General features: G+C 56.5%; 12 protein-coding genes. 5 read left to right on the top strand and 7 right to left on the bottom strand.

All coding sequences use genetic code 11. The features are described from left to right. Positions 1 to 9 precede the first annotated feature (9 nt). The 3 genes from D9N13_RS06435 to D9N13_RS06425 all read left to right on the top strand — a co-directional run bounded on the left by D9N13_RS06435 (position 10) and on the right by D9N13_RS06425 (position 3,183). Positions 10 to 1,362 (top strand): COG3014 family protein, encoded by a 1,353-nt coding sequence (locus tag D9N13_RS06435; RefSeq protein ID WP_290587418.1) that lies wholly within the window; start codon positions 10 to 12, stop codon positions 1,360 to 1,362. After that, on the top strand, positions 1,349 to 2,356 hold the full coding sequence (locus tag D9N13_RS06430) for an LPP20 family lipoprotein (protein ID WP_290587416.1): 1,008 nt from the start codon (positions 1,349 to 1,351) through the stop codon (positions 2,354 to 2,356). Before D9N13_RS06435 ends, D9N13_RS06430 begins: the two co-directional genes overlap by 14 nt. A 143-nt stretch (positions 2,357 to 2,499) precedes the next feature. Then, the gene (locus tag D9N13_RS06425; RefSeq protein WP_290587414.1) at positions 2,500 to 3,183 is read left to right on the top strand and encodes a DUF4124 domain-containing protein; all 684 of its coding nucleotides are present in this window, start codon (positions 2,500 to 2,502) and stop codon (positions 3,181 to 3,183) included. On the opposite strand, the gene D9N13_RS06420 is transcribed toward D9N13_RS06425, so the two are convergent. Both D9N13_RS06420 and D9N13_RS06415 read right to left on the bottom strand, forming a co-directional pair. Further along, complete coding sequence (locus D9N13_RS06420) at positions 3,161 to 4,630, bottom strand: hypothetical protein (protein ID WP_290587412.1); 1,470 nt, start codon at positions 4,628 to 4,630, stop codon at positions 3,161 to 3,163. The two genes, D9N13_RS06425 and D9N13_RS06420, sit on opposite strands and share 23 nt — an antisense overlap. Beyond that, complete coding sequence (locus D9N13_RS06415) at positions 4,611 to 6,044, bottom strand: YncE family protein (RefSeq protein ID WP_290587410.1); 1,434 nt, start codon at positions 6,042 to 6,044, stop codon at positions 4,611 to 4,613. The genes D9N13_RS06420 and D9N13_RS06415 overlap by 20 nt, the downstream gene beginning before the upstream one ends. Before the next feature lie 209 nt (positions 6,045 to 6,253). Here D9N13_RS06415 and nhaD point away from each other — a divergent pair, with 209 nt between their 5' ends. Both nhaD and D9N13_RS06405 read left to right on the top strand, forming a co-directional pair. Continuing rightward, positions 6,254 to 7,495, top strand: a complete 1,242-nt coding sequence (gene nhaD, locus D9N13_RS06410; protein WP_290587408.1) for a sodium:proton antiporter NhaD — start codon at positions 6,254 to 6,256, stop codon at positions 7,493 to 7,495. Continuing rightward, positions 7,495 to 8,832: a cobyrinate a,c-diamide synthase gene (locus tag D9N13_RS06405; protein WP_290587406.1), complete on the top strand. Its 1,338-nt coding sequence runs from the start codon at positions 7,495 to 7,497 to the stop codon at positions 8,830 to 8,832. The genes nhaD and D9N13_RS06405 overlap by 1 nt, the downstream gene beginning before the upstream one ends. A 7-nt stretch (positions 8,833 to 8,839) precedes the next feature. Here D9N13_RS06405 and D9N13_RS06400 read toward each other — a convergent pair whose 3' ends face one another. From D9N13_RS06400 to gshA, 5 genes are all read right to left on the bottom strand, one after another. After that, the gene (locus D9N13_RS06400) at positions 8,840 to 9,784 is read right to left on the bottom strand and encodes a WD40 repeat domain-containing protein (protein ID WP_290587404.1); all 945 of its coding nucleotides are present in this window, start codon (positions 9,782 to 9,784) and stop codon (positions 8,840 to 8,842) included. Between the two features lie 171 nt (positions 9,785 to 9,955). Beyond that, positions 9,956 to 10,435: a sigma D regulator gene (rsd, locus tag D9N13_RS06395; protein WP_290587401.1), complete on the bottom strand. Its 480-nt coding sequence runs from the start codon at positions 10,433 to 10,435 to the stop codon at positions 9,956 to 9,958. Positions 10,436 to 10,843: 408 nt separating this feature from the next. Continuing rightward, positions 10,844 to 11,335: a disulfide bond formation protein B gene (locus tag D9N13_RS06390; RefSeq protein ID WP_290587399.1), complete on the bottom strand. Its 492-nt coding sequence runs from the start codon at positions 11,333 to 11,335 to the stop codon at positions 10,844 to 10,846. A 131-nt stretch (positions 11,336 to 11,466) separates the two neighbouring features. Beyond that, the gene (gene rmf / locus D9N13_RS06385) at positions 11,467 to 11,682 is read right to left on the bottom strand and encodes a ribosome modulation factor (protein ID WP_290587397.1); all 216 of its coding nucleotides are present in this window, start codon (positions 11,680 to 11,682) and stop codon (positions 11,467 to 11,469) included. Between the two features lie 139 nt (positions 11,683 to 11,821). Continuing rightward, complete coding sequence (gene gshA, locus D9N13_RS06380) at positions 11,822 to 13,399, bottom strand: glutamate--cysteine ligase (protein ID WP_290587395.1); 1,578 nt, start codon at positions 13,397 to 13,399, stop codon at positions 11,822 to 11,824. Positions 13,400 to 13,453: the final 54 nt, after the last annotated feature.

The following is a 13,453-nucleotide window of genomic DNA, read 5'->3' as shown; positions in this document are numbered from 1 at the left end:
TCCGCATTGATGAACACACAACGTCTGGCGCTGATCGGCCTGTTCAGCGCCCTTTTTCTATTGCAGGCTTGCGCGGCCTGGCAGGTGAACCAGGCGGCCGCCTCATTAGCCACGGCGGGCCCGCGGGCAACACTGGCACGGCTGGAGCAAATCCCCACCTCGGGCCGGGATCAGGCGCAACTGTTGCTGAACACCGGGGTGCTTAAGCTGTACCTTGGGGATTGGCAAGGAAGCCGTGATGACCTGGAGCAGGCCAAGGCCATTATGTCGTCCATGCAGGCGGTGAGTGTGACAGAAAATTTTGCTGCCATGACCGCTAACGAAACCCTGCGCACCTACAACGGAACCCCCACCGACCAGGTGCTGGTGCACGTCATGCTGGCGTTGGGCTATTTGTTGTCAGGCGATCCCGATGGTGCCCGGGTGGAGATGCTGCAGGCGGATGTCACCATGCAGCGGCTGGCCGAAGAGGACAGTACTCTGGGTCAGCTGGCCAGTGCCCGTTTCCTGGCGGGTTTGATTTATGAGGTGAACGGTGAACGGGATGATGCACTGATCAGCTATCGCCGGGCCTACAACATCCTGTCGGACCGTGGCGAGCCCATTCCGGAAGCCTTGCAGATCAGCCTGCTGAATCTTACCCAGCGTCAGGGCTTCCGTCAGGAGTACGAGGCGTTCAGTAAGCGCTTTGGGCGGCAGGCGCAATTGCCCGCCACCGATGAAGGGGAATGGTTCCTGATCTATTTTGACGGCGTGATCAGCAACAAGACCGAAACCCGCCTTTCTGTGTACGATGGGGAGGTGGATACCATGGTAAGTGTGGTGATGCCACACTATGCTCCGGTCAACTACCAGCCCCGGGGGCTGACCCTGGTGGGCGGGCAGCGACAGCGCAGCGCCATGATAGAGAATCTGGAAGTGCGGGCGCGGCAGGATCTGGACGCTCAACGGGCCAAGCTTCTGGCCGCCGCCACGGTGCGCGCGGTGGCCAAATACAAGATGGTGCAGGAAGCCCAAAGCAAGGGGGATTTCGGCGGTATTCTGATGAACATTGCCACCGTTGCATCGGAGCAGGCGGATGTGCGCAGTTGGAATATGTTGCCTTCCAGTGTGCAGGTGGCACGCATCACAAGTAAGCTGAATCAACCTGTGAGTCTGGCGGAGCGGGCCGTTACCCTGCCGCCGCAGAGCGAATTTGCCCCTGCTGGTAAAGCCATCGTACTGGCCAGCAGCTTGATCGATCAGGTTTACAGCTGGCCATCACTGCCGCCGCAACCCACTGCGCTGCCGGTTGCAGAACAAGCCGGTACCCAATCCCCAGAGGAAAACCCCGCTCAAGGAGAATCCGATGCCGCGCCCTGATATCACACTGAATCAATTCCCTGTCCCGTTGCTGTTATTGTTGTCGGCGGTATTTAGCGTGCTGTCCGCCTGCAGCAGCACCGGCGGCAAACCCGGTTGGGTGGATCAACCGGAATCGGCGTATCCAGCTGCCACGCATCTCACCGCGGTGGGTTCAGCGGATGATCGGGATACCGCCGCTGACCGGGCGCTCGCCAACCTGGCAAAAATTTTTGAAGTGGCGGTGCAGGACAGCAGTATGGATTTCAGCAGCGCCCAGGTAAGCCATGCTTTGGGTCAGCAAACCGTGGCCAACGAACAGAAGATTACGCGCACCGTCAGTACAGAAGCCCGCCAGGTATTGAGTGGTGCCCAGGTGGTGGAGTACTGGGAATCCGAACAGGGGCGTATATCCGCATTGGCCATTCTGGCCAAGCAGCCCGCCGCCAGCCGCTTTCAGCAAGCCATCGCCGGACTGGATCGTGAGGTGAAGAATCTGATTGATTATGCCACCCAGAAGGCGGACAGCCCGGTGGCAGCACTGAATGCGCTGAAGCGGGCCCGGCTGGCGCAGATCAAGCGGGATCAGGCCAATCGTAACCTGATGATTGTGGCGCAGGGGCGTGGCATTCCGAGCCCCTATGATACCGCTGCCGTGGAAATGCTGATTCGCAATGCACTGGGCAGCATGAAGTTGCAGGTTCAGGCGGAGAATAATTCGTTGCAGGCTGAGATTCAGCAGGCCCTGGCTACGCTGGGGGTGCCGGTAGTGGAGCAGTCGAACCTGAAGTTGAGCGGGGAGCTGGATGTGGCTCCGGTGGAGCAGAAGCAAGCCTGGTACTGGATGCGGGGCTCCTACGAGCTGGTCTTTCGTGACGGTACCAAAGTGTTGGCCAAACAGCGCTGGCCGGTGAAGGTGTCGTCCACCGAGGTCAACCTGCTGCAGCAACGGGTGCGCGATGAAATCAACAGCAAATTGCCGGGCTATGTGTTCGAGCTGTTGTCGTCACAATAACCGCCGGATCTTCAATATCATCAGGCAGTTGGCGGTCGCAAGCGCCAGTTGCGATCAAAATCGCCACGCGGGGCAACCGATTCTGAGCTAATATTGACTGCATATTTTGGGTCGATTTAGTTTGCTGTTGGGGTTGGTCAATCATGAGTATGCGTTTTGCCTTGTTTGCTGGGGCGTTGTGTTTGTGTATTGGCAGCGTTGAGGCTGCCAAAATGTATAAAATTGTTGATGAACAGGGCAATGTCACGTACAGCCAGTTTCCTCCACCGCCCCAGCCCGCACAGCAGCAGGATGGTGTTCGGGTGGATGAAATGAGTGTCAGTGGTGACAGTGCGTCTCAGGTTCGTACTCTGGGTCAAAATCAGTATTGCGGCGAAATTCAGCTACCGTCCATCAACCCGAAAAAGCCGGAGGAATACCTGGATCTGGGGGAACTGCGCCAGGCCTGGCTCAATGAGTTGGAAGGTGATACGGATCTGAATAATGTGCGTTTCCGTATGTACATGGGGCGCTACAACGTGAGCCGTAATCCATCGGAGGCGGGCCAGCGCAAGCGGGATCTACAGTGCGCCATCGCCTGGGTGGACAAGCAGAAGGGGAACGTGGAAAAGGCTCGGGCTGCATTACGGCAGGAAGCGTCTGAACTCAACCGGAAGATTGCCCGCATTAAATCTCAGCGGGAAAAGCAATGCGGCAGTGAGCCGTACCGCAATCCCAACCAGCCAGGCACGCAGGCGGTGTGGCAACGCTGGAGCGATTGCTATTACCAGTATCAGGATGAACTCTACGATCTGGAATACCAGGTCAGTGAGATTCCACTGGACTAGCAGGCTGCAGGATGCGTTGTCCCTGTTTACCATGGGGCACCCAGGCGTGATTGGTGGCACTGCTCACCAGCACCCCGTGCCCAAACCAGCGCAGTTTGAAGGCGGGAAAGTCGAACTCGCGCTGATCGATCTGTTCCCACGGGTCCTGCTGCGAGCGGCGCCGGTACACCAGCAAGCCGGCGCTGCGGTCGGCAACCCATAATGTGTTGTCTTTGATCACCGCATCCATAACGAAATCCAGTGCGGAAACAGCATCGGTTTCCATCCAACGCAGGTCTGAGGTTCTTTCCTTGATGGAGAGTCCGTCACGACCATTGGCAATCAGCAGAAAGGGCTCGGCCCGGTACATATTATTGGCCATGCCGTCGAAGCGGAAATTGAAGGCATGCACCAGAGTGCCGTTTTTCTTGATCCGATACACATCCAGATTGCTGCGGTTGGACCAGTCAGAGCCATAGCGGCTCAACAGATGCAAATCCCCTTCGGCCACGGTTACGCTCACCAGGTTGTTGCGGCTGGAGTAGCGCAGCTTGGTATTGTGAATGATGCGGATGTTGGGTGGGTAACATACGTCACCCACAAACAGCTGATGGTCCGGTGTGATCCAAATCAATTGCTGCCCGGTACTGTAGAGGCGGGTACCGGCTTTGATCCAGACGCTGGATTTTTCCAGAGTGATGGGCTGTTTGCCGGTGTCGGCATACCAGATGTAACCTTCCTTTAAGACAAACAATACCTTGCCGATACGGGCAGCCATGCCGTTGGGCCGCTGGATGTTCATGGGTACAAATGCGTCCAGTACCGGGTCCTGTGAGAAATCCCAGATGCCGATGCCATTATCGTAGATCAGCAGTTCCCGGGGCGGCGATGCCTCGCAGGGTTGAGTGGGCGGAGGTGCTGTCTGTGGCGGCGCCGGTGGTAGGGTGAAATCCAGTGCAGCGGATTCCGCGGGCTGGGGTTTGCGCTTGCGGGGTTTGCCCTGCAGTGCCGTGGCCTGTGCCACGCTGAGGGTTTCCGTGCTGGCCTGGCAGGAAGGGAAGAGGTGATCGCGCAGCAGATCGCTTAGATCCGGTGAGCGGCAGAACCAGCTGAAACGATGTTCGCTGTTCATCTCCGGGGTGAGATACAGGGTACTGGTGGCACCCGAGCGATCCTTGATGACCAGGAACAGGCGCTGGTCTTTCATTACAATGGCGGACTGGATTGCCCCAAAGCGGGCATCGGCTGCCTTAGGCAGATTGGCCTCTTGGTTGAAACGGGGAAACCGGCCCTGTGCCACAAAAGTGCGAATATACTCCTGCTGAATTTTGGCCAGGGTGCCGGTAATGTCCGCAGCCTGCTCCCGGGTAGCCTGGTAATCACTGTAGAAGAACAGGAAACCCGCCAGCAGCAGTACCAGCACACCACCGACAATGATTTTGGTTTGTTTAAGGGGAAGAGAGTTCAACGGGGGCTGCCTTATTGTCTTGCCATTGATAGAGGGCGGTGGTGCCGTTCTTGAAGCTGACGGCAAAATAACGCTCAGTGAGGCGTTTGATTTGAATGGCGGCCTGCGCTGTGGGCAGGGCCTGGGCCAGCGCCAGGCTGTCGCCATCCCGGTAATAGACTTTCAGTCCGGCCAGGTGGTCCGCCAACAGGAGATAGTCGCCTTGCAACAGCAGGTCGCTGGCAAAATCCTGAGTGGCGATGCGGCTCTGCAAGCGCGGCATGGTGGGATCGAAGCCATCCAGAATGGCAATGCCCCGCGCACCATTGGCAACATAGATGTGGCGCCCGGCGATGGCAATGCCCCTGCTCTGACCTTCCAGCTTGAGGAATCCCACGGGCCGGTTGGAGCGCAGGCTGACGATCTGCAAGGCGGAATGGGACAGCCCGCGATTGGGCTCCTGTGCGGTGAGGTAGATCAGATTGTTTGCCGGAACGAAGTCCTGAATCTGATGGTAGGCGCCCAGTTCCAGCAGGTAGGTGTCCTTTATTGCGGGCTCAGGCCGGCACAGGTCGATGCGGGTTACGCCCACACCGGTGTTGGCCAGTAGCAGGCTCCCATCACGACGGATCCGGTAGGGCTGCAGCAGGTGAATGGGGGTGAGCAACCCTGCGGGATGGTCCGCGTTGAATACCTGCAAGCGGTTATTCCGGTACAGGTACGCGTTCCCGTTCAATGCCCAGTGGGCGGGAGAGCTGTTGTCCTGGGGGCGGTCGAAGGCGAACCGGCGTTGCCGGTCATCCTGCAGGGACCAGTATTCGATCCGCCGGGTGGTAATGTGCAGAAAGTCATTGCCGGCCTGTTGTAGGGCCGAGCAATCCATGGGCTCCCGGGGTGTGTTGCTGATCTTCTCCCGCTGGATTGCGGTGACCCGCTGCAGGTAATCGTCGGCGGATTGTGCCAGCTCCTGCGGGCGTAAAGCCTGCTCGCGGTCAAAGGCAGCCGCTGCATCGCCACAGGGTTCCCAGAGCGCATCCCGCAACGCCTGGGTAAGATTGTAGCTGGAACAGGTCCAGTTCAAGCGATGTCTGCCTGCTGTACTGGGGGTATACACCAGCTCCACCGGGATACCTTTGTTCTCGGCGGCAAACTGCGCGTACAGGATGCCCCCCGGCAGCACTTCCAGGCGCTGCAGTAAGGCGGCCTGTTTGCCGTATTGATCCGGTTCCGGCTTGCGCAGCTCCAGATTACTGTCCGGCAATTGGTGGTGATCGTAATAATGCATGTCGATGGCATGCTTGAGATCGCCGATCCGGGCTACTGCGTTGTGAGCGGGCCCCATCATGCCAACGGTCATATTGCTGTAATGGCAACGGCCCAGTAATACCACCAGCACGACCGTTAAAATGAGGGCGGATGAAACGTACCGAACCATGTGGAAAAGGATTCCTTCTATCCGGGTCACTGCGTAAGCTATTGAATGTATGAGTATAGTGCACATTGCAAAACGGCGATCAGGAAAATCCGGGCAGGCACGACGGGCGCGTGTGTTCACAAAACGCAATACTCAGGGGCTCGATTCGGTTGCAGCCTTGGGCTAGAATTCGCGCACTTTCCGTTTGTCCACCCGATCAGGAATATGCCATGTCAGCGATTTTGCTTGTCCTGGTGGCCCTTGGATTTCTTTCCATCGTCATCGAAGATATTGTCCATATCGACAAAGCTAAAACCACTTTGTTTTTTGGTTCCCTGGTGTGGGTGCTGTTTTTTATCTCGCCCCCGGGGCAGCTGAATTCCGCTGAGCTGATGCACGCGCTCAATGAAAACCTGCTGGATATTGCCACGTTGTGGTTGTTCCTGATGGCCGCCATGACCTTTGTGGCGTATCTGTCCAGCAAGGGCTTGATCGATGGCCTGGTTAATCAGCTGTTGCCCGCGAAGATGAGTGAACGGTCGCTGATGATGATTACCGGCCTGTTTGCCTTTGTGTTCTCCTCCATGGCCGATAACGTGACCTGCACCCTGGTGTGTGTCACGGTGCTGTTGAGCCTGAACCTGCCCCGGGACAAGCTTCTGCGTTATGTGGTGCTGGTGGTGTTTTCCACCAACGCGGGTGGGGCCGCCCTGATCACCGGTGATGTCACCACCCTGATGATATTTCTGGCCGGTAAGGTGGCCATTCCATCCTTGTTGTTGTTGATTCTGCCAGCCATGGTGGCGGTCATGGTGCTGGCCTGGATGCTGTCTTTGCCATTGAAAGGTGAACTTACCTTCACCAAGCAGGCGCCCCGCTTCAGTGGAGGGGATCTGCTGATTGGCGCTTTGTTCTTCCTCACCATTCTGGGTACCATTGGCGGCAACGTGGCCTTTGGCATCCCCCCGGTGCTGTCGTTTCTGTTCGGCCTGTCGTTGATGTTTATGGTGGTGCAATTTATGAATCGGGATGAACCCATCCTGGATTACGTGCGGCGGATTGAGTTCGATACATTGTTGTTCTTCTTAGGCGTCCTGTTGCTGGTGGGCATGTTGAAGGAGCTTGGCGTGCTGGCTTATTTCCCCGAGCTGTACCAGTACATGCCGGCCATGGCGGCCAATTTTGTGGTGGGCTTGCTGTCGGCACTGTTTGACAACGTGCCGTTGACTGCCGCTCTGCTCAAATCCGGGATCAGCATGGACCTGCGTGAATGGTTAACCTTGACCTATGCCGTGGGGGTGGGAGGCTCTTTGCTGGCAATCGGTTCTGCGGCAGGGGTGGTGGCCATGAGTAAGGTGGAATCCCTGACCTTTGGGGCCTACCTGCGTTTTTCCGGGTATCTGCTGGTGGCGTACAGCGTCGGGTTTGCCGGTGTGGTTCTGGTGGGCAGCGTCATGGCGGTGGGGCCTTGATGGGCCGGCCAGGGCCCCGCCATTGCGTCGCGCTACTGATGGCGGCACCGGCCTCCGGCCAGGGCAAAACCACCATTACCGCCGGTCTGGCCCGTTTGCTGAAACGCCAGGGTAAACGTGTGCGGGTTTTCAAGGCCGGGCCGGATTATCTGGATCCACAGATTTTGCAGCAGGCTTCCGCGGCCCCGGTGTTGCAACTGGATCTCTGGATGGCAGGGGAGGCCTATTGCCGCCAGGCTCTGTATGACGCCGCCGCCGAGGCTGACCTGATTTTGGTGGAGGGGGTCATGGGCATGTACGATGGGGAACCCTCCAGCGCCGACCTGGCTGCCTTGTTTCAGATGCCTCTGGCTATTGTTATGGATGTAGCGGGAATGGCGCAGACGGCAGCAGCGCTGGCACAGGGGCTGGCCACGTATCGTGATGACCTTCAGGTAGCCGGCTTGATAGCCAACCAGTGTGGTTCACAGCGTCATCGGCAATTGATCGCCGATGCACTGCCGCCGTCGTTGCCATTGCTGGCTGCCCTGCCGCGGGAGTCGACGGTGCAGTTGCCCGAGCGGCATCTGGGATTGGTGCAGGCACAAGAAATACGTGCAGACCTGGAGCAACAATTGGAAGCGGCGGCGGACTGGTTGCAGCAATCAGGTATCCTCAATGGGTTACCGCAACTGCCGCCGGTGGCGTTTTACCCGGCTGCCACCGGGGCCCTGCCCCCTGTGCCGTCTGATGGCCTTGCCGGCACCCGTATTGCCATCGCGCGGGATGTGGCGTTCAGTTTTATTTACGATGCCAATGTACTGACCCTGCAGCAGTTGGGGGCGGAGGTTCTATTCTTTTCACCGTTGAACGAGACGGCGGTACCACAGGCTGATGCCCTCTGGTTGCCCGGTGGCTATCCGGAGCTGCACGCCGAGGCCCTGGCCGCTAACGTGAGCATGACCCAATCCATGCGTGATTTTGTGGCTTCCGGTAAACCGGTATTGGCTGAGTGCGGTGGTTTTCTCTATTGCCTGCAAGGCCTCACCGATCTGCAGGGAAAACGTACGCCCATGTTGGGTGTGTTGCCGGGGGAAGGGCGCATGCGTGATCGCGGCGGCTGTCAGGGTATGCAGAGCGCGCCGCTACCGGAAGGGGAAATTCGGGGGCATGCGCACCACCGTTCCATGAGTGAAAATACTCCAGCACCGTTGGCGTACGGTCGGCGTCAGCGGCATCCGGCACCGGGAGAGGCCATTTATCGGCAGGGCAGTTTGACCGCCACTTACCTGCATCTTTTTTTCGGCTCCAATCCGCAGGCGGTGGCGCGGTTATTCAAACCAGATGGGCAGCATTGATGGCCTGTTACCACTGATAGATCAGGCCGTTGGAAAAAACAGTGAGGATCTGATTGGGCTGGCTACCGAAGGCCACGTCGTTTACCACCAAACCGGACGGGCGCCAGAACAGGGGGGCATCGGCACGCCAGCTTTTCAGGTCGTTGCCGGTTGCCACCTCCCACAGTACAACGCGACGGGCAGTGAATCCGGTCAGCAGTTTACTGTTGTCTTTGGAGAAACGGGCGACGGTGATGGTGGTGCGGTTGTGGCCGATGCTGGCCACCTCCTGGCCGGTTTTAGTCTGCCATATTTTACCTTTGCCGTAGTACAGGCTGCCGAACACCAGGCTGCCGTCGGCGCTCAATGCCACCGCGCTGACATCATCCCCCAGCCGGTAGGCGAAGGTTTCTTTGCCGGCGGGCAGATCCCAAACCTTGACGATACCGTCTTCGGAGCCGGTAACACCCACCAAACCATCGGCACTGATGGCAACCGTATTGATGTCACCGGCGTGGCTTAAGGTGTTGAGAATGGAGCCGGTGGCGGTGTCAATGTAGAGCGCGGTGTAATCTTCCTGCCCGACAATGGCGTAGCGCCCGTTATCCGATAGCGCCAGGGAGAGCACGCCGCCTTCCGCGGGCCAGAAACCGGCGGCCCGGCCGCTTGCCACTTCCCACATAACAAAACGTTTCCGCTCGGCGGTGAGGGTGTAGCGGCCATCGGTGGAGAACGTGCTGGCAACCAGTTTTGAGAATTGGCCTGCTGTGTGATTCCAGTTATAGAGACGCTCGCCATCCTGTAGCCGCCACAGACTGCCGCCGTGTTCCACCGCGCCGATTACCGCATAATCACCGGCCGGACTGAGGGAGGCGGTGTAGGCACCACTGGCGGTGGTTTCCCATTGGCGATTGGGGGTGTCACCGCAGGCGGTGATGAACAGACAGATTATGAGCGGGATCAGAGTGCGCATGATTCAATGCTTATCGGTAACCACGGAGTTGTAAAAAAAAAGAGTTATAAAAACAGTGTAGCCAATAATAAAAAAGAGAGCGTAACGCTCTCTTTTTTATTATCGATCTGCGGTAGATCGGTATTGTGATGGTTGCCCTGTGTTTGGCCGATAGTGTGCAGCCAACAGTGTTCAGGCAACCATGTCGCGATGGCAGTTATGCAGATTGTCGATCAGCTGATCCTCCAGATCAAACCGTTCCACCATTTTTTCACCCAGCTGGTTCAGGTCGCGGGCCAGTTTTTCCATGTTCTTTTCACACAATTCGGCAGAGCAGTACTGGTCGTTGAAGTCCAGCGCCAGTTCAGTGGAGTGTTGGATCAGAGGCAGGATACGGTCGATGGTTTTCTGATAGTCATCCTGGAAATGTTCGGCTTCTTTCATCAGCAATTGGTAAACTTCGAAGTGGCCGGCGGATACGTAGTCGATGAGTACGTCGCACAGGGCCTGCACCCGGACGCTGATGGGTGTGTCCTGCTGTGAAAATTGTTTCAGGCCATCCACTTTGCAATACAGAACGATCAATTCCTGTCGTTCCTTCAGCCAGCGGCTAATCATCTTATCGATATTGACCCAGTGCAGGTCACTCGGGATTTTGGCTTCGGTCAGCATGTTCTGGTCTCCCCATTTGCATGGTAGTTGTTGTCGGGTCGTGGCTGATAGGGGCTCACTGTTACCCTTTTACACAACGAAACGTTAAATAACGCTTCTTCTTTTCCAGGGCTCAAACATGGCCCTGCTCCTGATAGGTACTGCTGCAAATTGTCATTGATTCCACAGGGAAATCATCCACAGTCAACGTGTTTTTGCAGACTGTGGACTATCGAGAATATGCAAATTGATTTGGGCGGGCAAGACATTTAGGTGGCGCCAAACACCACATTATCACGTTGACAAAAATGATTTATTGGCTTGGTGGGTATTTACGATTGGAAAACGTTGTTTAGGTAATGATGGCGATCATTTTTATGAAAACACGTTCTAAATTTTATGAGGACAAAAGGGCGTAAAAACGGTCACTTACCCGTTTTTACGCAGCAATTGCACCAGTGATAACAGTGCGAAACCAATGAATACCAGCATTGTTTGGGCCGGAATGGACAATCCCATAAAAGTCCACTGGATGTCGGCACACTCGCCGGCGCTGTTGAAAATCGTGGTGATGGTTTCGCTGATGGGGAAGGTTTCCAGCATATATTCCAGGCCCGGGCTGCATTCCGGTACCTGATCCTTGGGCAGGCTCTGTAACCAAAGGTGACGCCAGCACACGGCGATGCCGAAAACACTGAACAGCAGGGCGCAGCCTGCATAGACGCGTTGTCCCAGTGTGGCGGGATTATGCACCAGTGCCAGCAGGAAGAAGAATCCGATACTGATCACAATGCCGCGATCGATCAGGCACAGCGGGCAGGCATCCAGTCCCAGATGGCGTTGCAGGTAAAAGTAGGCGAAAGCGATGGAGATGATGGCGCCGAGTACGCCCAGTGCGTTTAGAATACGGTAGGAAGGCAAGGTCGTGGTCTCTTCAGTCAGTGCGGTTGCTTGTGTGTTATTGTCAGGGGGAGAGAATCCCGCACCGATTATAAACACAAGCGGCGTCTTTGTGTGACCTTCGACCCCCCATTACGGGGCTTGGTTCCCCGTCAGGCGATGGCTTGTTCCCGCGCCCGGAAGCCGATCTGATCGGCCTGCGCACTGCCGTCGGTCCAACCCGCTTCCCAGGCCGCGGCAATGACATCTGAATCATAGGGGCAGGCCTTCTGTGGTTCACCACTCAGGCCAAACATGTAGCCTTGACGATAGGCCTTATTCAGGGTTTCGATGCTCCAGTTATGTTGATCGATTTCACTGATGCTCATGGCTCCCAGCCTCTTCATATTACGGTCGTCATTTATTGTTTTACTGCATACTCTGATGCCAACTTCCTGCATCTACGATCAAGACTAGCAGTGAATTCTAGGAAGTCACGCTAAGTGCTTGAAAATTTTCCAAACAAGATCAATTGCAGGCGTCCTGCGCGAAGAAATTGTCTAAATATTGCTCAAAGGTGATGTCGTCTTCTGCTTCAATGCGGCGTTGAGCTTCGATGGAACGGCGCGCCTCTTTGGTGAAAGCGGCGGCTTCGGCTGAGCTAAGCGGTTGATTTTTAAAATAGTTGGCGGTGTCCTGAGCCCGGTTCATGGCAAACTCGAAGAAGGGTTGCTGTTGCTCAAACAGGGTGGTCATGACCTGGGCCGATGGGGTCAGTTCCGGCTGCGCCAATTTTTGCATCTGGGCTTTGACCACCCCGGAATGGGCGCTGTGGCCATGGGCCTGATCAAACAATTGGGCCACCTGCAGCATTTTCTGCAGATGCTCCTGGGCCCATTGCCGGAACGGGGCCTGGGTGCATTTCGAGGTCAGGCGCAGCTGTGGGTCGCGCCCCTGGGTGACGATGGATTGCAAGTTCTCGATATTGCATTGCTGTTCCTGCTCCGTCAGCGCCGGGCTGTCCTCGAGCAGGCAATAAAGGGCGAACACATCCAGAAAACGGATCTGGGAATCGGTGATACCCAGCGGACTGAAAGGATCGAGGTCCACACAGCGCAGTTCGATGTACTCCACCCCGCGGTCGGCCAGAGCGCAGGTGGGCCGCTCGCCGCTTTGGGTCACCCGTTTGGGGCGAATGCTGCTGTAGAACTCGTTTTCGATTTGCAGAATATTGGTGTTCAGTTGCTGGTACTGGCCATGGTTTTTTACACCCAGTTTTTCATAGGGCGGGTAGGGGGTGCGAATGGCGTGCTGCAGCGAACTCACGTACTCATCCAGCGAGTTGTAGGACACCTTTAATCCCGCTTGGGCGTCGTTGTGATAGCCCAGATCGCTCATGCGCAGGGAGGTGCCGTAAGGCATATAACAGGTGTGTTGCTGGAAGGTTTCCAATTGATGCTCACGGCCCCTGAGAAAGGAGCCACACACCGCCGGCGAGGCGCCGTACAGATACACCACCAGGCCCACATTACGCAGGAAATTGCGAATCAGGCCAAAATACTGCCCGGAGATAAAATCCTGCAACTCCTCGCCGCTGTTTTCCAGTTGGTGATAGACGGACCAGAACGTGTCAGGAATGGAAACGTTGTAGTGAATCCCGGCGATGGTTTGCATGTAGCGACCATAGCGGTGCCAGAGTCCATGACGATAGTAATGCTTCATTTTGCCCACATTGGAGCTGCCATAATCCGCTATGGGAATGGACAATTCGTCGCCCATCAGGCACGGCATACTGTTTACCCACAACAGTTCCTGATCCAGATTCTGGTAAGTAAAACGGTGCAGGTCATGTAGAAATGCCAGTGGGCGTTTGATGTCCTGGAACACCGGTGTGATGAATTCCAGCAGGGCTTCGGAGTAGTCGGTGGTGATCCATTGGTGGGTTAGTGCGGAACCCAAGGCTGCAGGGTGCCGGGTTTGTGCCAGCTCGCCGTTGCTATTGACCCGCAGACTTTCCTTTTCCAGCCCCCGTTTCATGTGGGTGAGGCTTTGATGCAGTTGCACCTCGCGGATGGTTTCAAGGCGGTGCAGTAACTTGTTTTTCACGCAGTTTTCCCGAACGGTTTTGCGTGATTATGCGGGAAATGGCAGATCAATGAA

Source organism: Ketobacter sp. GenoA1 (assembly GCF_003671475.1).
Lineage (GTDB): Bacteria > Pseudomonadota > Gammaproteobacteria > Pseudomonadales > Ketobacteraceae > Ketobacter.
Note: the sequence above shows the minus strand (reverse complement) of the source record. Positions and strands in the feature narration are given on the sequence as shown.